This window comes from Streptomyces sp. NPDC054813 (assembly GCF_053611365.1).
Genome location: NZ_JBSHAF010000010.1, coordinates 322,912 through 349,414, shown reverse-complemented (window position 1 = coordinate 349,414; position 26,503 = coordinate 322,912). Strand labels below are relative to the sequence as shown.

Below are 26,503 nucleotides of genomic sequence, written 5' to 3'. Positions count from 1 at the left end.
CAAGCCGCCCGGCGCAGTTTTTTCACCTTGCTCGGGGGGTGCGCCCCTACCCCCCGGAGCCGGCGACGTTGGGGGGCGGCTCTGTCGCCGGGAGGCCGGCGGCAGAGCCGAGAACCCATCCAGGAAAAGGTTTGCCCGTGACCTCTGCGCCAGACTCTCCGCCCGTCGGCCGGGCCAGGCTCGCCGATGTCGCCGCGCTCGCCGGCGTCAGCGTGGGCACGGCCTCCAAGGCGCTGAACGGCGCCGGCCGGATGCGCCCGGAGACCCGGCAACGGGTGCTGGACGCGGTGCAGGCGCTCGGGTTCCGGCCCAACCAGCATGCGCAGAGCCTGCACAGTGGCAGGAGCTGGACGGTCGGGCTGATGACGACGGACGGCATCGGCCGCTTCAGCACCCCCGTACTGCTCGGCGCCGAGGACGCGCTCGGCGCCGGGAAGATCTCCGTGCTGCTCTGCGACACCCGTGGCGACGCCATCCGGGAACAGCACCATCTGCGCAACCTCACCGACCGGAGGGTCGACGGCATCATCGTCACCGGCCGTCGCACCGACCCCCGCCCGCCCCTGTCCGGCATCGACCCGGCGATCCCGGTCGTCTACGCCCTCTCACCGTCGACCGACCCCGCCGACACCTCCGTCGTCACCGACGACCGGGGCGGCGCCCGGCTCGCCGTGGAACACCTGCTGGCCACCGGCCGTACCCGGATCGCCCATGTCACCGGGCCCGAGCACCACCAGGCCGCCCGTGACCGCGCCGCGCACGCCATCCGGCACCTGGCCGGTTCTTCCCTCCAACTCGCCGCCGGCCGCGTGCACTTCGGGGAGTGGAGCGAGGCCTGGGGACGGCGGGCCGCCGACGCGGTACTGCGGACGGCACCCGACACGGACGCCGTCTTCTGCGGCAACGACCAGATCGCCCGAGGGGTGGCGGACGCGCTGCGCGAGCGCGGCAGGGACGTGCCGGGGGACATCGCGGTCGTCGGATACGACAACTGGGACACGATGGCCCTCGCCTGCCGCCCGCCGCTCACCACCGTCGACATGAACCTGGCCGAGATCGGGCGGATCGCCGCGTTGCGTCTGCTCCAGGCCATCGACGCCGAACCGGCGCCCGGGGTGCATACGGTGCCGTGCCGGCTGGTGGTGCGCGAGTCCAGCTGAGCGGCCTTCACTCCCGTCGCACGGAACCCGGCTGTGCTTGCTTAAGTAAATCAAGTGACTTACATTCGGGAGGGTCGTGCAGACTCGAGTGGCCCTACGGAGGCTCGACCATGTCCCATGCACAGCCCCGGCCGATGGAGGCAGGGGAGTCCGCCGCGCCGCGGACCAATGTAGTCGTCGCGGTGCTGGCCTTCGGCGGGATCGTGGTCTCGCTGATGCAGACCCTCGTGATCCCCATCGTGCCCGAGCTGCCGAAGCTGCTCGACGCGTCGGCGTCCGACGCGGTCTGGGCCGTCACCGCCACCCTGCTCGCGGCCGCCGTCGCCACGCCCGTCATGGGGCGGCTCGGCGACATGTACGGCAAGCGGCTGATGCTGCTGACCAGCCTGGTCATGCTCGTCGCCGGCTCGGTCACCGCCGCGCTCAGCGACACCCTGGTGCCGATGATCATCGGCCGCGCGCTGCAGGGTCTGGCCTCGGGCGTGATCCCGCTCGGCATCAGCATCATGCGCGACGAACTGCCCGCCGAACGGCTCGGCTCAGCCACCGCCCTGATGAGCGCCTCCCTCGGCGTCGGCGGCGCGCTCGGCCTGCCCGCCGCCGCACTGATCGCCGACCACTTCGACTGGCACGTGCTGTTCTGGACCTCGGCCGTGCTCGGCGTCGTCGCCGCCGTGCTGGTCATGTTGCTGGTGCCGGAGTCCCAGGTGCGCACCGGCGGCCGGTTCGACCTGCCCGGCGCGCTCGGGATGGCGGCCGGGCTGGTCTGTCTGCTGCTCGGCATCTCCAAGGGCGCCGACTGGGGCTGGGGCAGTGGCACCACGCTCGGCCTGTTCGGGGCGGCTGTGGTGGTCCTGCTCGCCTGGGGTTTCTACGAACTGCGCACCCGGCAACCGCTGGTCGACCTGCGTACCACCGCCCGCCGTCAGGTCCTGGTGACGAACCTCGCCTCGATCGCCTTCGGGTTCTCCATGTTCGCGATGTCCCTGGTGCTTCCGCAGCTCCTGCAGTTGCCTGAGGCGACCGGCTACGGTCTGGGTAAATCGCTGCTCGACGCGGGCCTGGTGATGGCCCCGACCGGCCTGGTGATGATGGCGATGGCGCCGGTATCGGCCCTCATCTCCAGGAACTTCGGCCCGAAGATCACCCTGATGTGCGGCGCGGTGATCGTGGCCGTCGGGTACGGGCTCAACATCGTGCTGATGGACGCCGTCTGGCAGCTCGTCCTGGTCTCCTGCATCGTCGGCGCCGGTATCGGCTTCGCCTACGGCGCGATGCCCGCGCTCATCATGGGCGCCGTCGATCCGCACGAGACGGCCGCCGCGAACAGCCTCAACACCCTGATGCGGTCCATCGGTACGTCGACCGCGAGCGCCGTCGCCGGGGTGATCCTGGCCCAGATGACGAACGTCTTCGGCGGTGTCACCGTGCCCTCCGAGAACGGCTTCAAGGTGGTCATGGCGGTCGGATCCGGCGCGGCGGTCCTCGCGCTGCTGGTGGCCGCGTTCATCCCGCGCCGGAAGCCGGCCCCAGCCGCGGCCGGGGCCGGGGCTGCGGAGCCCGTGACCGAGGCGGTGCCCGAACCGGCGCCCGAGTCACCGGTGGCTGAGAAAGGAGCCCCGGTGACCGTCTCCCTCACCGACGACGGTGTCCAGGTGCACGGGCGGGTGCGGGGCGCCGACGGAACCGGCGTCGGCTGGGCGGCCGTCACCCTGATCTCCCTCGGCGGCCGCCAGCTCGGCCGCACGGTCGCGGACGCCGAGGGCCGCTATGCCGTGGCGGCGCCCGGCGAGGGGACGTACGTCCTCATAGCCTCCGCCGACGGCTGCCGGCCGCAGGCCACCACCCTGGTCGTGAGCACCGAACCGGTCGCGTACGACGTGCTGCTCAGCGGCAGCAGCGGCCTGGCCGGACTGGTGCGGGCCGCGGACAGCGGGGCGCCGGTCGCCGGGGCCGTGGTGGTCGTCACCGATGTCCGCGGGGACGTGCTCGCCACCCAGCAGACGGACGGACTCGGGGAGTTTGCCGTCGGCGACCTGGTGCCGGGCCCGGTGACCCTGGCCGTCAGCTCGCCCAAGCACCGGCCGCTCGCCCTGCCCGTCGAGATCGCCGGTACCGGCGTCACCCGCGTCGAGGTCGAGCTGCGGCCCGGCGCCCATGTGCGCGGCACGGTACGGGGCGCCGGAGGCCCGCTGGGCGATGCCCGGGTCACGCTGGTGGACGTCGCCGGCAACGTCGTCGCCACGACCACCACCAGGGACGACGGCGGGTACGCCTTCTCCGACCTGGACACCGGCCCGTACACGGTCATCGCGACCGGCTATCCGCCGCACGCCGCCGGAGTGCTGGTCTCCGGCGCCGACATCCACGACCACGACATCGAACTCGCCCATCCCGGAGCGTAGTTCACGGTGCATCCGAGACCGACGGGCGGCGCCGTGCCGAGGCCGTCCGTCGGGGCGCGGGGTGAGCCGGCCGGTACACCGGCGAACCTGACGATCGGCCGTGCGTGCGAGGCCGGCACCGTGCCAGAGTATGCACGGCGTGCGACGGACCACGGATCTGCTGCGGAGGGCTGCCCATGAACGTGTTGCCGGCGGCGTTCATGCTCGGCACCGGCGTCTTCTGGACGATCGCCTATGTACAGCTGATCCGGGCCGGGCTGCGGGACCGCACCTTCGGCATGCCGATCGTCTCGTTCGCCACCAACATGAGCTGGGAGTTCACCTACGCCTTCGTACGGCCGGCGGACGGGGCGCTGCGCTGGATCAACATGGTCTGGTTCGGCTTCGACCTCGCCATCGCCTGGACGGTCGTCCGCTACGGCCGCGCCGAATTCCCGTACCTGCCGCGGAAGTCGTTCCTGCCGTCGCTGGCCGCGCTGCTCGTCCTCGCCTTCCTGGGCATGAACTACGTCTCCCTCCAGTTCGACGCGGGAGAGGGCATCTACACGTCGTTCGGCAGTAATCTGGCGATGTCGGCGCTGTTCCTGTCGATGCTGGCCGGCCGTCGCGGCACCCGCGGCCAGTCCCCGGGCATCGCCGTCAACAAGATGCTCGGCACCGCCTGCGCCGCCCTCTTCGTGGTGAGCGCACTGCATGTCTCACCACGCCCGGACGCCGCCTCGCACCTGCACCCCCGGTACGACAGCGCCCTGATGTACTACCTCTACATCGCCTGCTTCCTGCTCGATCTCGCCTATGTGTACGCGGTGTTCGCGGTGCGCCGCGCCGAACGGGCGGCGGCCGCCGAGGACGACCCGACGCCGGTGACGGCCCTGCGGAGCTGACGGCACCCTCTGCCGTGGCCGGTCCGGGTGTCAGACCGGCAGCAACCGTGCGATCAGGGCGCTCAGCTGGCGGGCCGTACGGCACTCGTGCATCTCGACCAGCTCGGCGTAGTCGGGAGCCGCCGAGTCGCCGGTGCCCCACAGGGAGCGCGCCTCGGGGTTCAGCCAGTAGACGCGGCGCGCCTGTCCGGCGATGCGGCGGACGGCGGCGAGGTTCGGGTCGAGGTTGTTGGTGCGGCCGTCGCCGAGCACGAACACCGTGCTGCGCGGGCCGACCGCGGCGCCGTACCGCTCCGCGAACTCGCCCAGCGACACCCCGTAGTCGCTGCTGCCGTGCCAGCCGGTGAGCGTCGCCTCGGCGCGGATCCGGGCGCCGAGCCCCTCCGGGTCGGCGCGGCCGTGTTCGAGCAGGCCGGTCACCTCGTCGATCCGGTTGACGAAGGCGAACACCCGGACCTTGCTGAACTGGTCGTGCAACGCCTGCACCAGCAGCATGGTGAAGTCCGAGAACCCCGACACCGAACCCGACACATCGCACAGCAGCACCAGTTCGGGCCGGACCGGCCGGCGCCGGCGCAGCACCGGCCGCATCGGCACCCCGCCCGTGGACAGCGAACCGCGCAGCGTGCGGCGCAGATCGATGGTGCCCCGCGCGGCGCGGCGGCGGCGCGCGGCCAGCCGGGTCGCCAGCTTGCGGGCCAGCGGCTGAACAGCCCTGCGCAGTTCGGTGAGTTGATCCCGCCCGGCGAACAGGAAGTCCACCCGGTCGGCGCTCGGCGCCACCGCCCGCCGGGCGATCTCGTCCCGCCCGCGCCGCTCGGCCACCCGGCGCCGGGCCTCCGCCGCGACCATGCCCCGGAACGCCTCGATCCGCCGCCGGATCTCGTCGTCCAGCAGCCGGTCCGTGAACCCCGGGTCCGTGCCCCGCGCCCGGACGTCCGTCCGGACCCGCGCCAGCAGCGTCTGCGGCCGCAGCCGGTCCAGTGTCTGGTACGACGACCAGCCGTCCGAGCCCGGCGAACTCCCGTACCCGCCCATGCCGTCCACCGCCTGCGCCGCCAACTGCCGCATCAGCGCGGTGTCGTCGTCGGCCAGCGCGGCCGCGAGCCGCTCCCGCAACTCGTCCCGGTCGGCCGGCTCGGCGCCGGGGCCGCCCACGCCGCGCGGGAAGTAGAGATCGAAGACCTGGTCGAACACGGCCCGTTGGCCGGTGCCGTGCAGCAGGGTCGCGGCCAGCCCCTCACGCAGCAGCTCCCGGTCCGCCAGGCCCAGCGCCGCCACCGCCCGGCCCGCGTCCACGGTCTCCCCGGTGCCGACCCGCACGCCGTGTGCCCGCAGCGCCCCCACCAGACCGGTGAGCCGGTCGGCGAGGTCGGCCGGAGCCTCGGCCGCTGCGCTCACAGCGCGTCCAGGTCCAGCTTGGCGGCCGCCTTCTGGATGTCGTCCTGGTGCTTGAGGATCACGCCCAGGGAATCCCGTACGACCTGCTCGTCCAGGGTGTCGGCGCCCAGTGCCAGCAGGGTGCGCGCCCAGTCGATCGTCTCGGCCACCGACGGCACCTTGCGCAGGTCCATCGCCCGCAGCGCCCCGACCACCCGGACCACGGACTCGGTGAGCGCCTCGGTGAGCTCCGGCACCTTCAGCCGTACGATCCGGCGCTCCAGCTCCTCGTCCGGGAACCCGATGTGCAGGAACAGGCAGCGGCGGCGCAGCGCCTCGGACAGCTCGCGGCTCGCGTTCGAGGTGAGCACCACGAAGGGGCGGCGGGTCGCGGTGACCGTGCCCAGCTCGGGGACGGTCACCTGGAAGTCGCTGAGCACCTCCAGGAGCAGGCCCTCCACCTCGACGTCGGCCTTGTCGGTCTCGTCGATCAGCAGCACCTTGGGATCGTCGCCCCGGATCGCGGTGAGCAGCGGGCGGGGGAGCAGGAACTCCTCGCTGAAGATGTCGGTGCGGGCCTCGTCCCAGGTCTCGTCCCGGCCGGCGCTGATGCGCAGCAGCTGCTTGGCGTGGTTCCACTCGTACAGGGCCCGGGACTCGTCCACGCCCTCGTAGCACTGCAGCCGTACCAGCCGGGCGCCGGCGACCTCGGCGACGGCCTTCGCCAGCTCGGTCTTGCCGACCCCGGCGGGCCCCTCGACGAGGAGGGGTTTGCCGAGCCGGTCGGCCAGGAAGACGGTGGTGGCGACGGCGGGGGAGGCGAGATAGCCGGTCTCCGCGAGGCGGGCGGAGACGTCGTCGACGGAAGTGAACAACGGGGCCTCCGGCTGAACGGCGTGGAGCTGACCTTCCTATCTAAGCGCTTGTTCAGCGAGCTTGCCACCCTGTATACCGATCGGTTTCCGAATGTGCTGCCGAGAGGTAACCTCGGGCCTATGGCCACCACCGACAAGGCGTCCCCCCGCGACCGGCTGCTCGAAGCCGCCGCCGAGCTCTTCTACCGCGACGGCGTCTCCGTGGGCGTCGAGGCGCTGTGCAGGTCGGCCGGGGTGTCGAAGCGCTCGATGTACCAGCTCTTCGACAGCAAGGAGGAGATGCTGGCCGCCAGCCTGGAGCGCCGCAGGGCCCGGTACGAGGCCCAGCTCACGCCCGCCGAGGACGCGTCGGCCACGCCCCGCGAGCGGGTCCGGTACGTCTTCGAGCGGCTGGCGAGGAGTTCCGGGAACCCCGAGTACCGCGGCTGCCCGTACCTCGCCGTCCTGGTCGAGCTGAAGGACCCCGAGCACCCGGCGAGCGTGGTGGCCCGCGACGCCAAGGACCGGATGGAGGGCTACTTCCGGGAACAGGCCGAACAGGGCGGCGCGGCGGACCCGGCCGTCCTCGCCCGGCAGCTGATGCTGGTCTTCGACGGCGCCAGTGCCCGGGCCGGCGCTCACATCGAACACCTGGACGACGGCCTGGCCACGGGAACCGCGACGGCGCTGATGGATGCGGGGGGAATGGCGTAGCACCACCTGCCGGGGACGCCACGGCGGACCCGGCCGCCGTCCGGCACGGTCTGGTGCCTCGGCCGGGGCGCCCGGCAAGGCCTGGTCCACTCGTCCCGGGCGCCCCCGGTCGGCCCCGCCGCCGACGACCCGGACGGGTGAGCACAACGCGCCGAGCGGCTCGCCCGCCCGATGCAATGGACGCGTGACCGCGCCCCCGAACGACTGCCTCGCGCGTAACGAGTGGATCTGCGGGGCCTATCTGAGCAGTCGCCGCCAGATCCTCCTCGACGCGGTCGGGCAGCATCTCCGGCTCACGGCGGTCTCCGTGCTCATCGGTCTCGTCATCGCCGTCCCCCTGGCCGTGCTGGCCCGCCGCTGGCGCTGGTCGGCCGCGCCCGTCCTCGGCGTCACGACGATCCTCTACACCATCCCCTCCCTGGCGATGTTCTCCCTGCTCCTGCCGGTCTACGGCCTCTCGGCCACCCTCGTCGTCGCCGGGCTGGTGCTCTACTCGCTCACCCTGCTCGTCCGGAACATCCTCGCGGGCCTGCGCGCCGTGCCCGAGGAGACCCGGCAGGCCGCCCGCGGCATGGGCTACGGCCCCATCCGCCTGCTGCTCACCGTCGAGCTGCCGCTCGCCCTGCCCGCCGCGATGGCCGGACTGCGTATCGCCACCGTCTCGGCGGTCTCCCTGGTCACCGTCGGCGCGATCGTCGGTTTCGGGGGCCTCGGCAATCTGATCTACGCCGGCATGAACACCTACTTCAAGGCCCAGGTGCTCACCGCTTCCGTGCTGTGCGTGGTGATCGCCGTCGCCGCCGACCTGCTGCTGCTCGGTGTGCAGCGGCTGCTCACCCCGTGGACCCGGGCGGCCCGCGCATGACGACGCTCGCCGACGCCTGGGACTGGCTCACCGACGCCGCGCACTGGGCGGGCGACGACGGCATCGGGCACCGGCTGCTCCAGCACCTCGTCCTCACCGTCGTCTGTCTCGTCATCAGCTGTGCCATCGCCCTGCCCGTCGCCCTGGTCCTCGGCCACCTCGGCAAGGGCGGCGCACTCGCCGTGAACTTCTCCAACGTCGGCCGTGCCGTCCCCACCTTCGCCGTCCTGGTCCTGCTGCTCCTCACCCCGATCGGCCGGTGGGGCGAGGGCCCCACGGTGGTGGCCCTGGTGCTGTTCGCCGTACCTCCGCTGCTCACCAACGCCTACGTCGGCATGCGCGAGGTCGACCGGAGCATCGTGCAGGCGGCGCGCGGTATGGGGATGACCGGGCGCCAAATGCTGTTTCACGTTGAATTGCCCCTTTCACTACCTTTGGTTCTCAACGGCGTGCGGATCGCGGCCGTCCAGCTCGTGGCCACGGCGACCATCGCCGCGCTGGCGGGCGGGGGAGGGCTGGGACGGATCATCACCGCCGGGTTCAACCTGGCCAGCACGCCCCAGGTGGTCGCGGGGGCGATCCTGGTCGCCGTCTTCGCGCTGATCGTGGAGGGCGTCTTCGAGCTCGCCGAGCGGCTCGCCCCGGTCTGGGTGCGGGGCTCGCGGTGAGGTCCCGTACGGCGGTACCTGCCTTGCTGCTGCTCGCCCTCACCGCCTGCACCACCGGCCCCTCCCTGGAGAACCGCGGGGAGGTCACCGCACCTCCGGGCGACAGCCGGCATCTGACCATCGGCTCGGCCGGATTCACCGAGAGCGACCTGCTGGCCCAGATGTACGCACAGCTGCTGAACCAGGCCGGCTACCGGACCTCCCTCATCACCGTCGCCAACCGGGAGATCTATGAACCCGCCCTGGAGTCCGGGCAGATCGACGTCGTCCCCGAGTACGCGGCCACCTTCGCCGACTGGCTCAACGCCAAGGCCAACGGCCCCGACGCACCGCCCGTGGGCTCGCCCGACCTCGGCGCCACGATGAAGGCGCTGCGCCGACTCGCCACACCGCGCGGTCTCACGGTCCTGGACCCCGGGCGGGCGGTGGACCAGAACGCCTTCGCGGTCACCGCCGCCTACGCGCGGGAGCACCACCTGAAGACGCTCAGCGACCTGGGCGCCTCGGGGCTGAAGGTGCGTCTCGCGGCGGGTGACGAATGCGTGCAACGGCCTTACTGCGAACCGGGACTGAAGAAGGTCTACGGCATCGACATCACCGGCGTGGACCCCAAGGGCGTCGGGACCACCCAGGCCAAGCGGGCCGTGCAGAGCGGGCAGGACCAGATGGTGCTGACCACGACCACGGACGCGACCCTCGACCAGTTCGGCCTGGTCCTGCTCGCCGACGACAAGCACCTGCAGAACGCCGACTACGTCGTCCCGGTCGTCAACCGCGCACGGGCGGGCAGCGCGGGCGTGACGAAGGCGCTCGGCAAGCTCAACGACGTCCTGACGACGGCCGACCTCGCCGCCCTGAACCAGCAGGTCGACAGCTGGCGACGGCTGGCCCAGGACGTGGCCCGCACGTACCTGCGGGACAAGGGCCTGGTGAAGTGAGGTTCGGTGCCCGTTGTCAGTGGCGGGCGGTACGTTCCGGGGCATGGGGATCTATCTGGTGAGTGTCGCCGCGCAGGAGTGGTTCGAGGACGAGGAAGAGGGCGGCAAGGGCGCCGTAGCCTCGGCCCTGAACGAGGAGTTGCGGCGGCGCGGGCTCGCGCCGTACGAGTCGGTGCCCGAGCAGGCCGGGTTCGAGCGCGGCGCGGGGCTGTCGTTCGAGGAGAAACTGGTGCCGTCCATGGACGGGTTCGGTGCGTTGTGCCGGGAGCAGCTGTCGCCGCAGGAGGGGGAGTTGCTGCTGGGCTGGTCGGTGCTGGTGCCGGTCTCCCTCGGCGAGGAGATCCGGCTGCCCCTGGAATCCCCGTACACCGACGAGACGGTGATCGCCGGCGCCCCCGAGGTGCTCGCCCTCGTCGAGCGGCTGGCCGCGGCGATCCGGCTTCCCGTCGACGCGATACCGGAGGCCTGCGACAACCTCGATCTGACGATGTGGTTCCTGGAGGGCCCGGCCGAGGAAGCCGCCGCCGCCCGCCCCGGCCCGTGGGGGAAGGACCTGGACGCCGCCTTCTATGTCGCGCTGTATCTGCGGGCCGCGCAGCACTCACTGCGCCGCGGCTGCCCGATGACGTACAGCTGACGAACGCCGGCCGACGCCCGGCCGGTCAGGCGTCGGAGACCGAGTCGAACGGCACCTGACCTCGCGGGACGCCGCGCGCGTCCGCGTCCACCGAGCGGCGCAGCGCCTCGTGCAGCTTGGCCGGGGTCAGGACACCGAGGAAGCGCGAGCCGTCGAGGACCGCGACCCACCCCGCGTCGTACTGGAGCATCACACCGAACGCCTGCTTCAGCGGGGCACCGACCGGCACCCACGCGGTCATCCGGTGCGCGAGGTCGCCGACGGTGCCGCCGGCCGCCAACTCGTCCCGGCCCACCCAGCCGTGCAGGTCGCCGTGCGGGTCCAGAACCACCGCCCAGCGGGCGCACTCCGCCCGCAACCGCGCCGCGGCGCTCTCGGCGGACTCGCCCGGGCGCGCGACCGGCGGCTGCTCCAGGTCGTCCGGCTCGATCTCGGTCACCGACAGCCGCTTCAGCCCGCGGTCCGCGCCCACGAACTCGGCGACGTAGGGCGTGGCGGGCGTCCCCAGCACCGCACCCGGCGTGTCGTACTGCTCGATGCGCCCCTGCCCGTACACCGCGATCCGGTCGCCGAGCCGCACCGCCTCCTCGATGTCATGGGTGACCAGCAGCACCGTCTTGCGCACGGCGGCCTGCATCCTGAGGAACTCGTCCTGCAACTGCTCCCGCACCACCGGGTCGACGGCGCCGAACGGCTCGTCCATCAGCAGCACAGGGGGATCCGCGGCGAGCGCGCGGGCCACGCCGACCCGCTGCCGCTGGCCGCCGGAGAGCTGGTCCGGGTAGCGCGGACCGAACGTCCCCGGGTCCAGGCCCACCAGGTCGAGCAGTTCGGCGGCGCGCTTGCGGGCCCTGGCCCGCTTCCAGCCGAGCAGGGCCGGGACGGTCGCGGTGTTGTCGAGGATCGTGCGGTGCGGGAACAGGCCCACCTGCTGGATGACATAGCCGATCCGGCGGCGCAGCCGCACGGGGTCGACCCGGGCGATGTCCTCGCCGTCGACCAGGATCCGGCCGGAGGTCGGTTCGATGAGCCGGTTGACCATCATCATCGTGGTGGTCTTGCCGCAGCCGGACGGGCCCACGAGCGTCACGAGTTCACCCTCCGCCACGTCGAAGGAGAGGCCGTCCACGGCGGTCGTGCCGTCCGGATACCGCTTGGTGACCTGCTCGAACCGGATCATTCCCTCACGCTAGCCGCGCCTTTTCCGGACCGCCCGTCGACACCTGTCACGGGCACCACCATGTCCACCGTCGGTCGACGGCACGCCGGTGACCGGGCCGCCGGTCGAGCACCGCGCCGACCCGCTCGGCGTCGACGCATCGCGCCCGCGCCTCGGCCCGCGCACCGCCTCCCCGGCGCCCGCCCGCCGCCAGACCGCGTACCGCATCCGGACTACCCGCCCGCTCCACGGACGGCGTCGCCGAGTGGCTAAGAGTCGGCCTCGGCGCTCGGCTGATCGGCGCTGACCAGAACCACCTCCAGGGTGCGCGGACCATGCACGCCCTCGACCCGGTCCAGCTCGATGTCGCTGGTCGCGGACGGCCCGGAGATCCAGGTCAACGGGCGCGCCGGGTCGAGGCGTTCGAGGGCCTGCGGCACGGACGAGACGACCTGGTCCGGCACCCGGACGACGCAGATGTGATGGTCCGGGACGAGCGTGATGCGGCGACGGCCCTGGTCCGGTCCGCCGTCCAGCACGATCGTCCCGGTCTCCGCGATCGCCACCGCACACCCGGTGACCACACTGCCGACCCCGTCGAGCCGGTACGGTGTGCTCTCGGCGCGATCCGGGACCACCTCGGCATCGGCCGCCGCGAGCCACTCCGGATCCAGCCCCGCCGGCACGACCACGGTCCCGGCGCCGCGGTCGGCGACCAACCGGCCGATCAGACGGGCCAGTTCACCCTCCGCGCACCGATGCACGATCGCCCGGTAGTCCGCCAGGTTCTCGGCCAGCAGCTCCACCGTCTGCGCGACGCTGCGCTGCCCGTGCTCGCGCAGATACGCCCGCTCGACCGGTACTTCCGCGCCCGGCACATCGGCCAGTGCGCGCCGCACCCGGCCCAGGATCCGCTCCCTGCTGCTCACTCGGCACCGTCCTTTGCGCCGTTCGTCCGCTGCCACCAGTCACGGAACGGCTCCGCCGGTACGGCCGGCAGATCCCGCGTCCCGCTCCACGCCTTGCCGGGACCCGGCAGCGTACGGGGGTGGAGGCGGCGGCTGCGGGAGGCGAGCCGCTGGCCGGTGCGCAGGGCGGCCGGGTGCGAGAACGCCCAGCGGGCCGCCCGCATCGCAGCCCGCTCGACCGCATGTCCCTTGGCCGGTCTGAGCAGCACCTTGTTGCCGTTCCGGACCGCCTCGCCGCCCTCCACGACCCGCTCCCGCAGATGCACCAGCACCTCGGGGATGTCGATGGCGACCGGGCACACCTCGTAGCAGGCCCCGCACAGCGACGACGCGTACGGCAGCGAGGCGTCGATCTCGCTGGCCGTGCCCCGCAGCTGGGGGCTGAGGATCGCGCCGATCGGGCCCGGGTAGACCGAGCCGTAGGCGTGCCCGCCCGCCCGCTCGTACACCGGGCAGACGTTGAGGCAGGCCGAGCAGCGGATGCAGCGCAGCGCCTGCCGGCCGACCTCGTCGGCGAGGGTGTCGGTGCGGCCGTTGTCGAGGAGCACCAGGTGGAAGGTCCGGGGGCCGTCCCCGTCGGTGGTGCCGGTCCACATCGAGGTGTACGGGTTCATCCGCTCGGCGGTCGACGAACGGGGCAGGGTCTGCAGGAAGACCTCCAGGTCCCGCCAGGTCGGCACGATCTTCTCGATGCCGACGACCGAGATCAGCGTCTCGGGCAGGGTGAGGCACATCCGCCCGTTGCCCTCGGACTCGACGACCACCAGGGTGCCCGTCTCGGCGACCATGAAGTTGGCACCGGAGATCCCGACCTTGGCGCGCAGGAACTTCTCGCGGAGGTGGAGCCGGGCCGCCTCGGCGAGTTCGGCCGGGGTGTCGGTGAGGCCCTCGGGCGCTGGGCGTCCCCACTCACCCATCTCGCGCCGGAAGATGTCCCGGATCTCCCCCCGGTTCCGGTGGATCGCCGGGACCAGGATGTGCGAGGGCCGGTCCTTGCCCAACTGCACGATCAGCTCGGCGAGATCGGTCTCGTAGGCCCGGATGCCCTCGGCCTCCAGAGCCTCGTTGAGCCCGATCTCCTGCGTGGCCATCGACTTGACCTTGACGACCTCCGACTCGCCGGTCTCCTTGACCAGTTCGGTGACGATGCGGTTCGCCTCGTCGGCGTCGGCGGCCCAGTGGACCGTACCGCCCGCCCCCGTCACCGCCTCCTCCAACTGGACCAGATAGCGGTCGAGATGGCGGAGCGTATGGTCCTTGATCTGTTTGCCGGCCTCGCGCAGCGCGGCCCAGTCGGACACCTCGGCGACCGCCTTGGCCCGCTTGGCGCGGATGGTGTGCGTGGCATGGCGCAGATTCCCGCGCAGAGTTGGGTTGTTGACGGCCTCGTGCGCGGCCTTAGGAAAGGCCGGCATCCCCAGATACGTCCCGCTCATACGGCAGGCTCCTCCTCCGTGCTCGCCAGGATCTCCGCGATGTGCACCGGCCGCATCCCGGTGCCGAGCCGGGTCATGGTGCCGCCGATGTGCATGAGGCAGGAGTTGTCGGCCGCGCACAGCACCTCCGCGCCCGTCGACTCCGCGTTGCGCACCTTGTCGGTGCCCATCGCCGCCGAGACGTCGGGGTTCTTCAGCGCGAACGTCCCCCCGAACCCGCAGCACTCCTCCGCCCCGGGCAGCTCCGCCAGCTCCAGCCCCTTCACGGCCTGGAGCAGCCGGCGCGGCCGCTCACCGAGTCCCAGGCTGCGCAGCCCGTGACAGGTCGGGTGGTAGGTCACTCTGTGCGGGTAGTAGGCGCCCACGTCCGTCACCCCGAGCACGTCCACCAGGAACTCGGTCAGCTCGTACGTCTTCGGCACCACCGGCGCCAGCGTGATCGCGAGCCCGCTGCCGCGCCCCTCCGCCCGGGCCCGCTCGCCCATCCTCGGATACAGCTCCCGCACCATCGCCCCGCACGACCCGGACGGCGTCACGATCGCCTCGTACTCCCCGAAGACATCGGAGAAATGCCGGGCCAGCGGCTCCGCTTCATGGCGGTACCCGGTGTTGTAGTGGGCCTGCCCGCAGCAGGTCTGGGCCATCGGGAAGTCGACCTCGACGCCCAGCCTGGTCAGGAGTTTCACCACGGCACGGCCTGTGTCCGGATACAGCGTGTCGTTGACACAGGTCAGGAACAGGGCGACACGCATCGCGGCTCCTCGCGGTCGATCATCGGATGAGTGCAGAGTAATGGCCCGGTGCGGTCAGCGGGAGTCCCGGTTCACCGTGTGGCGAGTCGTGCCTCGGCCGCCGCCCAGCGGGCGGTGTCGCCGCGCGGTGTGTACCGGGTGAGCGGCTGGGTGCGGGTGAGCAGCCGCCGCAGGTCGGCCAGGTCGCCGACCAGACCGTGCGCACGGGCCTGGACGAGCACGTTCCCGAGGGCCGCCGCCTCCGTCGGACCTGCCACCACCGGCAGCCCGCAGGCGTCGGCGGTGAGCTGACAGAGCAGCGCGTTGCGGGTACCACCGCCCACCACGTACACCGAGTCCACCGGGTGATCGGCGAGCCGCTGTGCGTCGGTGACCGCCCGCCGGTGGGCGAGCGCCAGGGAGTCGAGAATGCACCGGGTGATCTCACCGGGAGTCCGCGGCACCGGCTGCCCGGACGCCCGGCACGCCTCGGCGATCCGCTCCGGCATCCTGCCGGGGGCCAGGAAGACCGCGTCCCCTGCGTCCACCACCGACTGCAGCGCCGGCACGCCGGCCGCCTCCCGCAGCAGCCCGCCCAGATCCGGGTCGCCCCAGGCCCGTACGCACTCCTGGAGCAGCCACAACCCCATGATGTTGCGCAGGTAGCGGACCGTGCCGTCCAGCCCCAGCTCGTTGGTGAAGTTGGCGGCCCGGCTCGCCTCGGTCAGCACGGGCGCGGCCAGTTCGAGCCCGGCCAGCGACCAGGTGCCGGTGCAGATATAGGCGAACCGCTCACCGACCGCAGGTACGGCGGCCACCGCCGACGCGGTGTCGTGCGAGCCGACCGCGGTCACCGGCACCGGCCCGCCGAGCCCCGTCTCCTCAAGGACCTCGGGCCGCAACACCCCGGCCTTGTCCCCGGGCCGCCGCAGCGGAGCGAACAGCCCGAGGTCGATCCCCACCCGGTCCGCCACCTCGTACGACCAGTCGCGCGTCCGGGGATCGATCAGCTGGGTGGTGGAGGCATTGGTCAGCTCGGTGCCCTGCTCGCCGGTCAGCCAGTACGACAGCAGGTCGGGGATGAGCAACAGCCGCTCGGCACGGGCGAACTGGGCACTCGAACGCGCCGCCGTCAACTGGTAAAGGGTGTTGAAAGGCGCGTACTGGAGCCCGGTGCGGGCGTACAGCTCCGCCGCCGGCACGGTCGCCCACACCTTCTCGGCGACGCCCTCCGTGCGGGCGTCCCGGTAGTGCACCGGGTTGCCGAGCAGCACCCCGTCGGCGTCCAGCAGCCCGTAGTCCACGGCCCAGCTGTCGAGACCGACGGAGTCCACCCGCCCCGCTGCCCGCAGCCCCTCCAGCACTCCGGCGTACAGGGCGAGTACGTCCCAGCGCAGCCCCTCCGGCACCCGCACCGGCCGGTTGGCGAACCGGTGAGCCTCGGCCAGTTCCAGCGAGTCCGGGCCCACCCGGCCGACCATGACCCGACCGCTGGACGCGCCGAGGTCGACCGCGGCATAGGACCTGGAGCCGGTCATCGCAGGAACGCGGCCGCCACACCCGCGTCGACGGGCACATGCAACCCGGTGGTGTGGGTCAGCTCCCCGCCCGTCAGCGCGAACACCGCGTTCGCCACATGCTCGGGGAGGACCTCACGCTTGAGGATGGTCCGCTGCGCGTAGAACTCGCCCAGCTTCGACTCCTCCACCCCGTACACGGCGGCCCGCTGCGCACCCCACCCTCCGGCGAAGATCCCGGACCCACGCACCACACCATCGGGGTTCACCCCGTTGACCCGGATCCCGCGCTCGCCCAACTCGGCTGCCAGCAGCCGCACTTGATGGGCCTGGTCGGCCTTGGTGGCTGAGTACGCGATGTTGTTCGGCCCGGCGAACACGGCGTTCTTCGAGGCGATATAGACGATGTCACCGCCGAGCCGCTGGGCGATCATCACCCGGGCCGCCTCCCGCGACACCAGGAAGGAACCGCGGGCCATGATGTCGTGCTGGAGGTCCCAGTCCTTCGCCGAAGTCTCCAGCAGGGGCTTGGAGATGGAGATCCCGGCGTTGTTGACGACGAGGTCGACCCCCCCGAAGGCCAGCACGGCGGCCCGGAAGGCGGCGGCGATCTGCTCCTCGTCCGTCACGTCGACGGTGACGGCGACGGCCCTGTCCGGCCCGCCGAGCTCCTCCGCGACGGCGGCGGCACCCCCGGCGTTGAGGTCGGCCACGACGACACAGGCCCCCTCGGCGACGAGCCGGTGCGCGATCGCCTTCCCGATCCCGCTGCCGGCCCCTGTCACCAGCGCCACCCGGGTCGCCAGGGCCTTCGGCCTCGGCATCCGCTGGAGCTTGGCCTCCTCCAGCGCCCAGTACTCGATCCGGAACTTCTCCGACTCCTCGATCGGCGCGTACGCCGACACGGCCTCGGCGCCGCGCATCACATTGATCGCGTTGACGTAGAACTCGCCCGCGACCCGGGCCGTCTGCTTGTCCTTGCCGAAGCTGAACATGCCGACGCCGGGCACCAGCACGATTGCCGGGTCGGCGCCGCGCATGGCGGGGGAGTCGGGCAGGGCGTGCCGCCGGTAGTAGGCGGCGTACTCCTCGCGGTAGGCGGAGTGCAGCTCCCTGAGCCGGGCGATGACGTCGTCGAGGGGTGCGGCCGGTGGCAGGTCAAGGACGAGCGGCCGTACCTTCGTCCGCAGGAAGTGGTCCGGGCATGACGTCCCCAGCGCGGCGAGCCGCGGGTGCTCGGCCCGGGCCAGGAAGTCGAGGACGACCTCGGCGTCGCTGAAGTGCCCGACCTGCGCCCGGTCCTGGGAGGCGAGGGCCCGTACATACGGTGCGAGGGCGGCGGCCCGCTCCCGCCGCTCGGCCTCCGGCAGCGCGCCGTACCCCGCGACGACGGGTCCGAAGGGTTCCGGCCTGCCGCGCTCGGCGAGAAAGGCCTCCGCGGTGCGGATGATGTGGAGCGAGTTGCGCTCACACTCCTCGGAGGTGTCGCCCCACGCGGTGATCCCGTGCCCGCCGAGGACGCACCCGACCGCCTGCGGGTTGGCGGCCTTCACGGCCGCGATGTCCAGCCCCAGCTGGAACCCGGGCCGCCGCCACGGCACCCACACCACGGAGGCCCCGAAACACTCGGCGGTCAGCTTCTCCCCGTCGGCGGCACAGGCCAGCGCGATCCCGGAGTCCGGATGCAGATGATCGACGTGCGGCGCGTCCACGAGCCCGTGCATGGCGGTGTCGATGGAGGGAGCGGCCCCGCCCTTGCCGTGCAGGCAGTAGTCGAAGGCGCCGACCATCTCGTCCTCGCGCTCGACGCCCGGATAGACACCGGCGAGCGCCCGAAGCCGGTCGAGCCGCAACACGGCGAGCCCGGACTCGGTGAGGGTGCCCAGGTCCCCACCGGACCCCTTCACCCACATCAGCTCGACATCACCACCCGTGACGGGATCGGCCGCAGTGCCTTTGGCGGAGGCGTTCCCGCCGGCGTAGTTGGTGTTACGGGGATCGGCACCGAGCCGATGAGAACGAGCGAGGAGAGCGGCGGCTTCGGGATGGCTGGTCATGAAGGTTCCTGATTTCTCGATGCACGGGGGGATGGCGCGCCCCTTCAGGGGCGCGGGGCTGCATTCGATATGCGGCTACCGCCGCGCGAGCGCGACCAGCCACATCCGGCCCGCAGCCCGAGACGAAACAGCTCAGAGCAGACGCTTACGCACCCCACCCCGCCTGCTGCCCCCCGACCCGCTCGGCGACAACCTTCTCGGCCCACCCGGACCGGGCATACGCGGCGAGCGGCTCCGGATCCAACCCCATCTCCGCCCGCACCTCCCGCAGCAACGGCCGCACATCCGTGTCATACGCATCCATCAGCACGGCATTCGCACCGAGCACGTCCCCCGCGGCCTGCGCCGCGGCCAACGCCCCCCGGTCCACCAGCAACGCCTTCGCCGTGGCCTCCTGGACGTTCATCACCGAGCGGATGATCGCCGGGATCTTCGCCTCGATGTTGTGACACTGATCGAGCATGAAGGCCACCTCGGAGGTGAACCCGCCCCCAGCCACTACCTCGCACATGATCCGGAACAGCTGGAACGGATCAGCGGCACCGACCATGAGGTCGTCGTCCGCGTAGAACCGCGAGTTGAAGTCGAACCCGCCGAGCTTCCCCTCCCGCAGCAGCGTGGCGACGATGAACTCGATGTTGGTGCCCGGCGCGTGGTGCCCGGTGTCGACGACGACCTGCGCCTTCGGCCCCAGCTTCAGACAGTGGGCGTAGGCCGTGCCCCAGTCCGGTACGTCGGTCGTGTAGAAGGACGGCTCGAACAGCTTGTACTCCAGCAGCATCCGCTGCCCCTCGCCCAGCCGCGCGTACACCTCGGCCAGCCCCTCCGCGAGCCGGTCCTGACGCGCCCGGATGTCGTCCTGCCCGGGGTAGTTGGTGCCGTCCGCGAACCAGAGCTTCAGGTCGCGGGACCCCGTCGCGTCCATGATGTCGACGCACTCCAGCAGATGGCCGACGGCCTTGCGGCGCACCGCCGCGTCCGGATGGCAGATGCTGCCCAGCTTGTAGTCGTCGTCCTGGAAGGTGTTGGAGTTGATCGCCCCCAGCTTCAGGCCCTGCTTCTCGGCGTGCCCGGCCAGGTCCGCGTAGTCGTCCACCTTGTCCCAGGGGATGTGCAACGCCACCGTCGGCGCGACCCCGGTCACCGCGTGGACCTGCGCCGCGTCGTCCAGCTTCTCCTTCGCCGAGCGCGGCACGCCCTGCTGGGCGAACACCTTGAAACGGGTCCCCGAGTTTCCGTACGCCCACGACGGCGTCTCGACGGCCTGGGTCTTCAGCGCGGCCTTCACCGCGGCGAGGTCGGTCACTTGGGAGCTCCTGGGGTATGAACGGTGAAACGATTCAGGACGGCAAAGTATGAGCCCCCCGAAGGGGTGTCAAGAACTCCGACCAACCTGGTTTTCCGTGACTCGGCCGTGACCTTAGGCTATCGAAATTTTTTCGATACGGACCCATTGACGTGACATGCCCGTGGTGTCTACGGTCCCGGCAATCCAGTTGAAACCTTTCACGACGCTGTGGGGTCGGTGCCGACCGTCTCGCCGGTGTCGTCGAGGAGCCATCCATGACCCACCCGTCCGACACGGGACCGGCCCCGGTGCTGGCGCTGAAGGACGTCTCCAAGTCCTTCGGTGCCGTGCGCGCCCTGCGGGACGTCTCCCTGGAGCTGTTCCCTGGCGAGGTGCACGCCCTCGCCGGGGAGAACGGCGCGGGAAAGTCGACGCTGATCAAGACCCTCGCCGGGGTGCACCGACCGGACGCCGGTCAGGTGCTGCTCGACGGTGAGCCCGTCGTCTTCCACGGCCCCGGCGACGCCCGCGACGCCGGAATCGCCGTGATCTACCAGGAACCCACGCTCTTCCCCGACCTGTCGATCGCCGAGAACATCTTCATGGGCCGGCAGCCCCGGCGGGCGCTGGGCCGGATCGACCACAAGGCCACCCGCGCGGCCACGGCCGCGCTCATGAAGCGGCTCGGCGTCGCCCTCGACCCCGACCGCCCCGCCCGCGGCCTGTCCATCGCGGACCAGCAGATCGTGGAGATCGCCAAGGCGCTCTCCTTCGACGCCCGGGTCCTGATCATGGACGAGCCGACGGCGGCCCTCACCGGCAGCGAGGTCGCCCGCCTCTTCGGTGTCGTCCGCACCCTGCGCGACCAGGGCGCCGCCGTGCTGTTCATCTCGCACCGGCTTGAGGAGATCTTCCAGATCTGCCGGCGGGTCACCACCCTCCGGGACGGCGCCTGGATCGCCAGCGAGCCCGTCGACGGCATGACCGAGGACGACCTGGTCCGCCGGATGGTCGGCCGCGACCTGGACGAGCTTTACCCCAAGCAGGACCTACCGGTGGGTGAAGTCGCCCTCTCGGTACGGCGGTTGACCCGGGAGGGCGTCTTCACCGACATCTCCTTCGAGGTGCGCGCCGGTGAGATCGTCGGCCTCGCCGGACTGGTCGGGGCCGGCCGCACCGAGGTCGCGCGGGCCGTGTTCGGCGTCGACCGCTGGGACGCGGGGGAGGTGGAGGTGCGGGGCCGCAAGCTCACCAACGGCGCGCCCTCCACGGCGATGGCCGCCGGGCTCGCTCTGGTCCCCGAGGACCGGCGTGCGCAGGGCCTGGTGATGGACATGTCCATCGAGCGCAACATCGGCCTGACCGGACTGCGTACGACCGTCAGGGCCGGCCTGATGGACCGGGGCGCCGAGCGCAGCCGCTCCCTCGACTGGGCGGTGAAGCTCCAGGTGAAGTACGCCCGGATCGCCGACACCGTCAACACCCTCTCCGGCGGCAACCAGCAGAAGGTGGTCCTCGCCAAGTGGCTGGCGACCGGACCGAAGGTGCTGATCGTCGACGAACCGACCCGGGGCATCGACGTCGGCACGAAAGCCGAAGTCCACCGGCTCCTCGGCGAGTTGGCCGCCGACGGGGTCGCCGTCCTGATGATCTCCTCCGACCTGCCCGAGATCCTCGGCATGGCCGACCGCGTGCTGGTGATGCACGAGGGCCGGATCACCGCCGAGATCCCGCGCTCCGACGCCACCGAGGAAACCGTGATGGCCGCAGCGACCGGGAGGGCCGCCGCATGACGACCACCGCCGTGGGGAGGGCCGCCGCATGACGGTGACCGCCTCCGAACAGACCTCCGTCGCCGAGACGCCCGAGTCCAGCGGGACCCGGCTCGTCGACCGCGTCTTCAAGATGCGCGAACTCGCCATCCTGGTCGTCTTCCTGGTGATGATCGCCGTCACCCAGGCCGGCAACAGCCAGTTCCTCTCCCAGCAGGGCATCAAGGACCTGCTGCTCAACGCGACCATCCTGGTGCTGGTCGCCACCGGCCAGTCCCTGGTGGTGATCACCAGGAACGTCGACCTGTCCGTCGGCTCCACGCTCGGCATCACCGCCTTCGCCGCCGGCGACTACCTGCACGGCGGCGGCAACACGGTCGTCGCGATCGTGCTGGCCGTGCTGCTCGGCATCGGCTGCGGACTGCTCAACGGCCTTCTCGTCAGCCTCGGCCAGGTACCGGCACTCGTCGTCACCCTCGGCACGCTGTACATCATCCGGGGCGTCGACTCCATCTGGGTCGGCTCCCGGCAGATCACGGCCGCCGATCTCCCCGGCGGGTTCAACGACTTCGGCTCGGGAGGGCTGTCGGCCGTCCCGTGGCTCGCGCTGATCGCCCTCGCCGTCCTGGTCGCCACCGCCTACTACCTCAAACACTTCGGCAGCGGACGGGAGTTGTACGCCCTCGGCTCCAATCCGGAGGCGGCCCGGCTGGCCGGCATCCCGGTGCGCAAGCGGATCCTCACCGCCTACACCTTCTGCGGTGCCCTCGCCGGGCTGGCCGGGGCCATGTACCTGGCCCGCTTCGGCAACGTCGACTCCGGCACCGGCACCGGCTACGAACTCACCGTGGTGAGCGCCGTGGTGGTCGGCGGTGTGGTCTTCACGGGCGGCTCCGGGAGCGTGTACGGCGCCGCACTGGGAGCGCTGCTGCTGACCTCCGTCAACAGCGTGCTGCCCGCCCTCGGGGTCAGTTCCGTGTGGGTTCTCGCCATCAACGGCTTCCTGCTGCTAATCGCCATCGCCGTCGACCGGGTCGTGGCGCTGCGGGTGGCGGCCGCGCTGAAGAAGAAGTCGGCCCTCAAGAGGACCGCGATCAGCAAGGAGAGCACCAGCCATGCCTGAGTCCTTGACGCGTGCGATTCGCTGGGACACCGTCGTCGGCGCCCTGCTGGTCGTCCTGCTGCTGTTCTCCTTCGGTTTCGTGGACGGCTTCGGCAACTCGCTCAACCTGTCGTTCCTGATCGGCAACACGCTTCCGATCGCCCTGATCGCGCTGCCGATGACGCTGCTGGTCGTGGCCGGCGAGATCGACCTGTCGGTCGCCTCCACCGCCGGACTCTCGGGCGCGGTCATGGGCAGGCTCTGGAACGAGGGCATGGCGATCGAGACGATCATCCCGCTCTGCCTGCTGCTGGGCGTGGTCTGCGGCCTGGTCAACGGACTGCTGGTGACCCGGCTGGGCCTGCCGTCGCTGGCCGTCACCATCGGCACGCTCGCGGCCTACCGGGGCATCGCGCAGATCGTCCTCGGCTCGGACGCGGTCACCGACTTCCCCACGCAGTACCTCGACTTCGCGGCCGGGCGGCTCGGCGACACGTTCTTGCCGCGGGCCTTCCTGCCGTTCCTGGCGCTGCTCGTGGTCGCCGTGGTGGTGCTGCATGCCACGCCGTTCGGGCGGTCGCTGTTCGCCGTCGGGGCGAGCGAGGAGGCGGCGCGGTTCGCGGGGATCCGGGTGAAGCGGAACAAGTTGATTCTGTTCGTCGCCACCGGCTTGATGGCGTCTCTGACGGGGATCTTCTGGGCCCTGCACTACGCGAGTGCGCGGTACGACAACGCGACGGGGCTCGAACTGAGCGTCGTGGCCGCGGTGTTGCTCGGCGGTATCGACTTCGACGGGGGCAAGGGGACGCTCGGTGGGGCCGTTGCCGGGGTGTTTCTGCTCGGGGCGTTGCAGAACGTCATGAGCCTGCTGAATGTGTCCGCGCAGTCCCAGATCGTCGTGACCGGTGTGTTGCTCGTCGTCTCGGTGCTCGGCCCGAGGGTTGCACGACAGATCGCCCTTACCAGGCACAGGGGTGCGAAGGCCGTCTGAACACTGCGGGCCGTGTGTGGCTGGTCGCGCAGTTCCCCGCGCCCCTGAAGGGGCGCTCCCATGAACTCCACTTTCAAAGGAACCCGTCATGCGTAAGTCATCCCTTCGGCGTGCCTCCCTCGCGCTCGCCGCTGTCTCCGCCCTCTCTCTCGCCGCCACCGCCTGTGGCGGTACGACCAAGAACAACTCCGGCAGTGACGAGTCGGCGGCGGCCACCTCGACCGCGAAGGCCGACCCGAACGCGGCGCTGAAGAAGGGGCTGACCGTCGGCTTCCTGCCCAAGCAGGTCAACAACCCCTACTTCACCTCCGCCGACAAGGGCGGCGAGAAGGCGCTCACCGAGCTGGGCTCCAAGTACAAGGAGGTGGGGCCCTCCAGCGCCACCGACACCTCCGGGCAGGTCTCCTACGTCAACACCCTCACCCAGCAGCAGGTCAACGCCATGGCCGTGTCCGCCCAGGACCCCGGCGCCCTGTGCACCGCGCTCAAGCAGGCCATGAGCAACGGGATCAAGGTCGTCACCTACGACTCGGACACCAACGCCGGCTGCCGCAACGCCTTCGTCTCGCAGGCCAGCGCAGAGGACCTCGGCCGTACCGAGGTGCAGCTGCTCGCGAAGCAGATCGGGTACAAGGGCGAGATCGCGATCCTGTCCGCCGCGCAGACCGCGACCAACCAGAACACCTGGATCGGGTTCATGAGGGAGGAGCTGAAGGACCCGAAGTACAAGAACGTCAAGCTGGTCAAGGTCGCCTACGGCAACGACGACGCCCAGCAGTCCTTCCAGCAGACCCAGGGCCTGCTCCAGCAGTACCCGAACCTCAAGGGGATCATCTCCCCGACCACCGTCGGCATCAAGGCGGCCGCCCAGTACCTGTCCGGCTCCAAGTACAAGGGCAAGGTCAAGCTGACCGGGCTCGGCACGCCCAACGACATGCGTCAGTACGTCAAGAACGGCACCGTCGACGCCTTCGAGCTGTGGGACCCGGCCAAGCTCGGCGACCTCGCCGCCCGCACCGCCGTCGCCCTGGCCTCCGGGCAGATCACCGGCAAGGAGGGCGAGACCTTCAAGGCCGGCGACACCACGTACACCATCGGCAAGGACGGCGTGATCAGCCTCGGCAAGCCGACCGTGTTCGACACGAAGAACATCGACCAGTTCAACTTCTAGGGCATCAGGGGGTGTTGATGCAGCGGGTCTGTTTTCTCCTCAAGGTCCGGCAGGACCGCATCACCGAGTACCGCGAACGCCATGCCGCCGTGTGGCCGGAGATGCGCGCGGCGCTCGCCGCCACCGGCTGGCACAACTACTCGCTCTTCCTGCGCGACGACGGACTGCTGGTCGGCTACCTGGAGACCGAGGACTTCGAGGCCGCCCGTGCCGGCATGGAGGAAACCGAGGTCAACGCCCGCTGGCAGGCCGACATGGGGCCGTTCTTCGAGTCGCTGGACGGCACCCGGCCCGACGAGGCGATGAAACCGCTCACCGAAGTGTTCCACCTCGCCTGACCGCCCCCTCGCCCTGGAGCCGCTCATGAGACGCCGTACCGTGCTCACCACCGCCATACTGGCCGGCGTGGCAACGCCGGGCATCGCACGGGCCGCCGATCCCGGCCCCTCCGTCACCAAGCGGAGCACCAGCCAACTCGACCCGCAGGCCGTCTACTTCGTCTCCTACGACGGCCTGGTCAACAACAACTCCTTCCAGAAGAACGGCCTGTTCACCTACAAGGGCTACCAGTACGCCGGCTGGTACACCTCGACCGGCGCCGCGGTGATCGGGCGCCGGGCGCCGGGCGGTTCGTCATGGGCGACCGTCACCCTCGCCCACCGGCTGAAGGCCGACGACTCCCACAACGTCATCTCCATGGGCGTCTCCAGGGTCGACGGCCGCCTCCACATCAACATGGACTCCCACAGCGACGGCTTCTTCTACGTGAAGTCGGCCGCCGGGCTGCTGGACGACCCCGGTTCCACGGCGTGGACATCGGCCGTCTTCGGGACCGTACAGACATCGCTGGACGGAGTGTCGCCGACCTCGCAGTTCACCTACCCGCAGTTCGTCTCCACGCCCGAGGGCAGGCTCCAGCTGAGCTACCGGGTGGGGATCTCCGGGAACGGCCGCAACGCCCTTGCCGAGTACGACGGTTCGCGCTGGACCGTGCTGGGGGAGTGGTCCGGCGCCGGCGGGACGTACACGAGCGAGCACGGCTCGTCGACCGCCCGGAACATGTATCTGCACGGCGTCGACTACGACGTGAACGGGCGGCTGCACGCCTTCTTCACCTGGAGGGAGCAGAGCAGCACCGTGATGTGCAACGGCGGCGGCATCACCAACCACGACACCGGCTATGTCTACTCCACCGACCGCGGCCGTACCTGGCGCAACGACGCCGGCGTCCTGGTCGCCACCACCGGCACCTCGGACACGGTCGCCGTCACCGACCCGGGTCTCGTCGTCGACCCGCTCAACCCGGACCACTCGCTGATGAACCAGGAGAGCCAGTGGACCGACTCCGCGGGCCTGCCGCACGCGATCATCAGCTATGTGCCCGGCCGCTTCGGCCAGTGCACCACGAACTACGTCGGCGACCGCACGGCGAACGGGCGGGCCTTCCACGTCCGCAAGAACTCCTCCGGCACCTGGCAGAAGACCGAGATCCCCCTCGCCCTGAACTCCAGCCAGCGCACCAAACTGGTCCTGGACAGGTACGACAATGCCTACGCGGTGTTCCCGTACGGCCGGATCGCCGGTGCGTCCAGGGCCTCCGGGTACACCGACTGGGCGCTGCTCCACGACGGCAGTGAGCTGAACGCCTTCGGGGAGGTCGTGATCGACGAGATGCGGGTCGGGGCGGACCACGTGCTGTCGTTCATGTACCAGGAGAAGTCGAGCGGTACGACCCCCTCGGCACTCCATGTCGTCGACTTCGCCCTGCCCGGCTGACCCGGGCCGGTGTGCGAGTCATGTCGTAAT

The 26,503-nt window shown here is 71.0% G+C and carries 24 protein-coding genes; 15 read left to right on the top strand and 9 right to left on the bottom strand.

Annotated features, from left to right (window positions below; all coding sequences use genetic code 11):
- Positions 1-137: 137 nt before the first annotated feature.
- The 3 genes from ACWGJB_RS22685 (at position 138) to ACWGJB_RS22675 (ending at position 4,449) form a co-directional block, all read left to right on the top strand.
- Positions 138-1,160, top strand: coding sequence for a LacI family DNA-binding transcriptional regulator (locus ACWGJB_RS22685; protein ID WP_453381932.1), 1,023 nt, complete (start codon positions 138-140; stop codon positions 1,158-1,160).
- A 110-nt stretch (positions 1,161-1,270) separates the two neighbouring features.
- Positions 1,271-3,565 carry an MFS transporter gene (locus ACWGJB_RS22680; RefSeq protein WP_453381931.1) on the top strand — a complete coding sequence of 765 codons (2,295 nt, stop codon included), beginning with the start codon at positions 1,271-1,273 and terminating at the stop codon, positions 3,563-3,565.
- 176 nt (positions 3,566-3,741) lie between these two features.
- Positions 3,742-4,449, top strand: coding sequence for a transmembrane-type terpene cyclase (locus ACWGJB_RS22675; protein ID WP_453381930.1), 708 nt, complete (start codon positions 3,742-3,744; stop codon positions 4,447-4,449).
- Positions 4,450-4,479: 30 nt separating this feature from the next.
- On the opposite strand, the gene ACWGJB_RS22670 is transcribed toward ACWGJB_RS22675, so the two are convergent.
- Positions 4,480-5,850 (bottom strand): vWA domain-containing protein, encoded by a 1,371-nt coding sequence (locus ACWGJB_RS22670; RefSeq protein WP_453381929.1) that lies wholly within the window; start codon positions 5,848-5,850, stop codon positions 4,480-4,482.
- Complete coding sequence (locus ACWGJB_RS22665) at positions 5,847-6,704, bottom strand: AAA family ATPase (RefSeq protein ID WP_351703975.1); 858 nt, start codon at positions 6,702-6,704, stop codon at positions 5,847-5,849. The genes ACWGJB_RS22670 and ACWGJB_RS22665 overlap by 4 nt, the downstream gene beginning before the upstream one ends.
- A 120-nt stretch (positions 6,705-6,824) precedes the next feature.
- Here ACWGJB_RS22665 and ACWGJB_RS22660 point away from each other — a divergent pair, with 120 nt between their 5' ends.
- The 5 genes from ACWGJB_RS22660 (at position 6,825) to ACWGJB_RS22640 (ending at position 10,505) form a co-directional block, all read left to right on the top strand.
- Entirely contained in the window at positions 6,825-7,397 is a 573-nt protein-coding gene (locus tag ACWGJB_RS22660) for a TetR/AcrR family transcriptional regulator (RefSeq protein WP_453381928.1), read from the top strand.
- A gap of 184 nt (positions 7,398-7,581) precedes the next feature.
- A complete protein-coding gene (locus ACWGJB_RS22655) occupies positions 7,582-8,262 on the top strand; it encodes an ABC transporter permease (protein ID WP_453381927.1) in 681 nt (226 codons plus the stop codon).
- Positions 8,259-8,930, top strand: a complete 672-nt coding sequence (locus tag ACWGJB_RS22650; RefSeq protein WP_453381926.1) for an ABC transporter permease — start codon at positions 8,259-8,261, stop codon at positions 8,928-8,930. The genes ACWGJB_RS22655 and ACWGJB_RS22650 overlap by 4 nt, the downstream gene beginning before the upstream one ends.
- A complete protein-coding gene (locus tag ACWGJB_RS22645; protein ID WP_453381925.1) occupies positions 8,927-9,868 on the top strand; it encodes an ABC transporter substrate-binding protein in 942 nt (313 codons plus the stop codon). Before ACWGJB_RS22650 ends, ACWGJB_RS22645 begins: the two co-directional genes overlap by 4 nt.
- Positions 9,869-9,911: 43 nt before the next feature.
- Positions 9,912-10,505, top strand: coding sequence for a hypothetical protein (locus ACWGJB_RS22640; protein ID WP_453381924.1), 594 nt, complete (start codon positions 9,912-9,914; stop codon positions 10,503-10,505).
- 25 nt (positions 10,506-10,530) lie between these two features.
- Here the strand turns inward: ACWGJB_RS22640 and ACWGJB_RS22635 are convergent, their stop codons facing one another.
- Complete coding sequence (locus ACWGJB_RS22635; protein WP_453381923.1) at positions 10,531-11,685, bottom strand: betaine/proline/choline family ABC transporter ATP-binding protein; 1,155 nt, start codon at positions 11,683-11,685, stop codon at positions 10,531-10,533.
- An 88-nt stretch (positions 11,686-11,773) separates the two neighbouring features.
- On the opposite strand from ACWGJB_RS22635, the gene ACWGJB_RS22630 reads away from it, so the two are divergent.
- Entirely contained in the window at positions 11,774-11,971 is a 198-nt protein-coding gene (locus ACWGJB_RS22630; protein WP_453381922.1) for a glycoside hydrolase family 78 protein, read from the top strand.
- Here the strand turns inward: ACWGJB_RS22630 and ACWGJB_RS22625 are convergent.
- From ACWGJB_RS22625 to rhaI, 6 genes are all read right to left on the bottom strand, one after another.
- Positions 11,934-12,593, bottom strand: a complete 660-nt coding sequence (locus ACWGJB_RS22625) for a LutC/YkgG family protein (protein WP_453381921.1) — start codon at positions 12,591-12,593, stop codon at positions 11,934-11,936. The genes ACWGJB_RS22630 and ACWGJB_RS22625 overlap by 38 nt on opposite strands.
- A complete protein-coding gene (locus ACWGJB_RS22620) occupies positions 12,590-14,068 on the bottom strand; it encodes a LutB/LldF family L-lactate oxidation iron-sulfur protein (RefSeq protein WP_453381920.1) in 1,479 nt (492 codons plus the stop codon). The genes ACWGJB_RS22625 and ACWGJB_RS22620 overlap by 4 nt, the downstream gene beginning before the upstream one ends.
- On the bottom strand, positions 14,065-14,820 hold the full coding sequence (locus ACWGJB_RS22615) for a (Fe-S)-binding protein (RefSeq protein WP_453381919.1): 756 nt from the start codon (positions 14,818-14,820) through the stop codon (positions 14,065-14,067). Before ACWGJB_RS22615 ends, ACWGJB_RS22620 begins: the two co-directional genes overlap by 4 nt.
- A 71-nt stretch (positions 14,821-14,891) precedes the next feature.
- The gene (locus ACWGJB_RS22610) at positions 14,892-16,337 is read right to left on the bottom strand and encodes a rhamnulokinase (RefSeq protein ID WP_453381918.1); all 1,446 of its coding nucleotides are present in this window, start codon (positions 16,335-16,337) and stop codon (positions 14,892-14,894) included.
- Positions 16,334-18,373, bottom strand: coding sequence for a bifunctional aldolase/short-chain dehydrogenase (locus ACWGJB_RS22605; RefSeq protein WP_453381917.1), 2,040 nt, complete (start codon positions 18,371-18,373; stop codon positions 16,334-16,336). The genes ACWGJB_RS22610 and ACWGJB_RS22605 overlap by 4 nt, the downstream gene beginning before the upstream one ends.
- Positions 18,374-18,518: 145 nt before the next feature.
- Positions 18,519-19,679, bottom strand: coding sequence for an L-rhamnose isomerase (gene rhaI, locus ACWGJB_RS22600; RefSeq protein ID WP_453381916.1), 1,161 nt, complete (start codon positions 19,677-19,679; stop codon positions 18,519-18,521).
- A gap of 257 nt (positions 19,680-19,936) precedes the next feature.
- Here rhaI and ACWGJB_RS22595 point away from each other — a divergent pair, with 257 nt between their 5' ends.
- The 6 genes from ACWGJB_RS22595 (at position 19,937) to ACWGJB_RS22570 (ending at position 26,473) form a co-directional block, all read left to right on the top strand.
- Positions 19,937-21,454, top strand: a complete 1,518-nt coding sequence (locus ACWGJB_RS22595; RefSeq protein WP_453381915.1) for a sugar ABC transporter ATP-binding protein — start codon at positions 19,937-19,939, stop codon at positions 21,452-21,454.
- Between the two features lie 28 nt (positions 21,455-21,482).
- Complete coding sequence (locus tag ACWGJB_RS22590; RefSeq protein ID WP_453381914.1) at positions 21,483-22,556, top strand: ABC transporter permease; 1,074 nt, start codon at positions 21,483-21,485, stop codon at positions 22,554-22,556.
- A complete protein-coding gene (locus tag ACWGJB_RS22585) occupies positions 22,549-23,526 on the top strand; it encodes an ABC transporter permease (protein ID WP_453381913.1) in 978 nt (325 codons plus the stop codon). The genes ACWGJB_RS22590 and ACWGJB_RS22585 overlap by 8 nt, the downstream gene beginning before the upstream one ends.
- Before the next feature lie 88 nt (positions 23,527-23,614).
- Positions 23,615-24,697, top strand: a complete 1,083-nt coding sequence (gene rhaS, locus ACWGJB_RS22580; protein ID WP_453381912.1) for a rhamnose ABC transporter substrate-binding protein — start codon at positions 23,615-23,617, stop codon at positions 24,695-24,697.
- Positions 24,698-24,714: 17 nt separating this feature from the next.
- Complete coding sequence (locus tag ACWGJB_RS22575; protein WP_453381911.1) at positions 24,715-25,035, top strand: L-rhamnose mutarotase; 321 nt, start codon at positions 24,715-24,717, stop codon at positions 25,033-25,035.
- A 25-nt stretch (positions 25,036-25,060) separates the two neighbouring features.
- The gene (locus ACWGJB_RS22570; RefSeq protein ID WP_453381910.1) at positions 25,061-26,473 is read left to right on the top strand and encodes a BNR repeat-containing protein; all 1,413 of its coding nucleotides are present in this window, start codon (positions 25,061-25,063) and stop codon (positions 26,471-26,473) included.
- Positions 26,474-26,503 lie beyond the last annotated feature (30 nt).

Coding starts and splice junctions, on each gene's coding strand:
- ACWGJB_RS22680 (WP_453381931.1), top strand. CDS start 1,271: ATGTCCCATGCACAGCCCCGGCCGATGGAGGCAGGGGAGTCCGCCGCG.
- ACWGJB_RS22675 (WP_453381930.1), top strand. CDS start 3,742: ATGAACGTGTTGCCGGCGGCGTTCATGCTCGGCACCGGCGTCTTCTGG.
- ACWGJB_RS22660 (WP_453381928.1), top strand. CDS start 6,825: ATGGCCACCACCGACAAGGCGTCCCCCCGCGACCGGCTGCTCGAAGCC.
- ACWGJB_RS22650 (WP_453381926.1), top strand. CDS start 8,259: ATGACGACGCTCGCCGACGCCTGGGACTGGCTCACCGACGCCGCGCAC.
- ACWGJB_RS22640 (WP_453381924.1), top strand. CDS start 9,912: ATGGGGATCTATCTGGTGAGTGTCGCCGCGCAGGAGTGGTTCGAGGAC.
- ACWGJB_RS22635 (WP_453381923.1), bottom strand. CDS start 11,685: ATGATCCGGTTCGAGCAGGTCACCAAGCGGTATCCGGACGGCACGACC.
- ACWGJB_RS22620 (WP_453381920.1), bottom strand. CDS start 14,068: ATGAGCGGGACGTATCTGGGGATGCCGGCCTTTCCTAAGGCCGCGCAC.
- ACWGJB_RS22615 (WP_453381919.1), bottom strand. CDS start 14,820: ATGCGTGTCGCCCTGTTCCTGACCTGTGTCAACGACACGCTGTATCCG.
- ACWGJB_RS22610 (WP_453381918.1), bottom strand. CDS start 16,337: ATGACCGGCTCCAGGTCCTATGCCGCGGTCGACCTCGGCGCGTCCAGC.
- ACWGJB_RS22605 (WP_453381917.1), bottom strand. CDS start 18,373: ATGACCAGCCATCCCGAAGCCGCCGCTCTCCTCGCTCGTTCTCATCGG.
- ACWGJB_RS22595 (WP_453381915.1), top strand. CDS start 19,937: ATGACCCACCCGTCCGACACGGGACCGGCCCCGGTGCTGGCGCTGAAG.
- ACWGJB_RS22590 (WP_453381914.1), top strand. CDS start 21,483: ATGACGGTGACCGCCTCCGAACAGACCTCCGTCGCCGAGACGCCCGAG.
- ACWGJB_RS22585 (WP_453381913.1), top strand. CDS start 22,549: ATGCCTGAGTCCTTGACGCGTGCGATTCGCTGGGACACCGTCGTCGGC.
- rhaS (WP_453381912.1), top strand. CDS start 23,615: ATGCGTAAGTCATCCCTTCGGCGTGCCTCCCTCGCGCTCGCCGCTGTC.
- ACWGJB_RS22575 (WP_453381911.1), top strand. CDS start 24,715: ATGCAGCGGGTCTGTTTTCTCCTCAAGGTCCGGCAGGACCGCATCACC.
- ACWGJB_RS22570 (WP_453381910.1), top strand. CDS start 25,061: ATGAGACGCCGTACCGTGCTCACCACCGCCATACTGGCCGGCGTGGCA.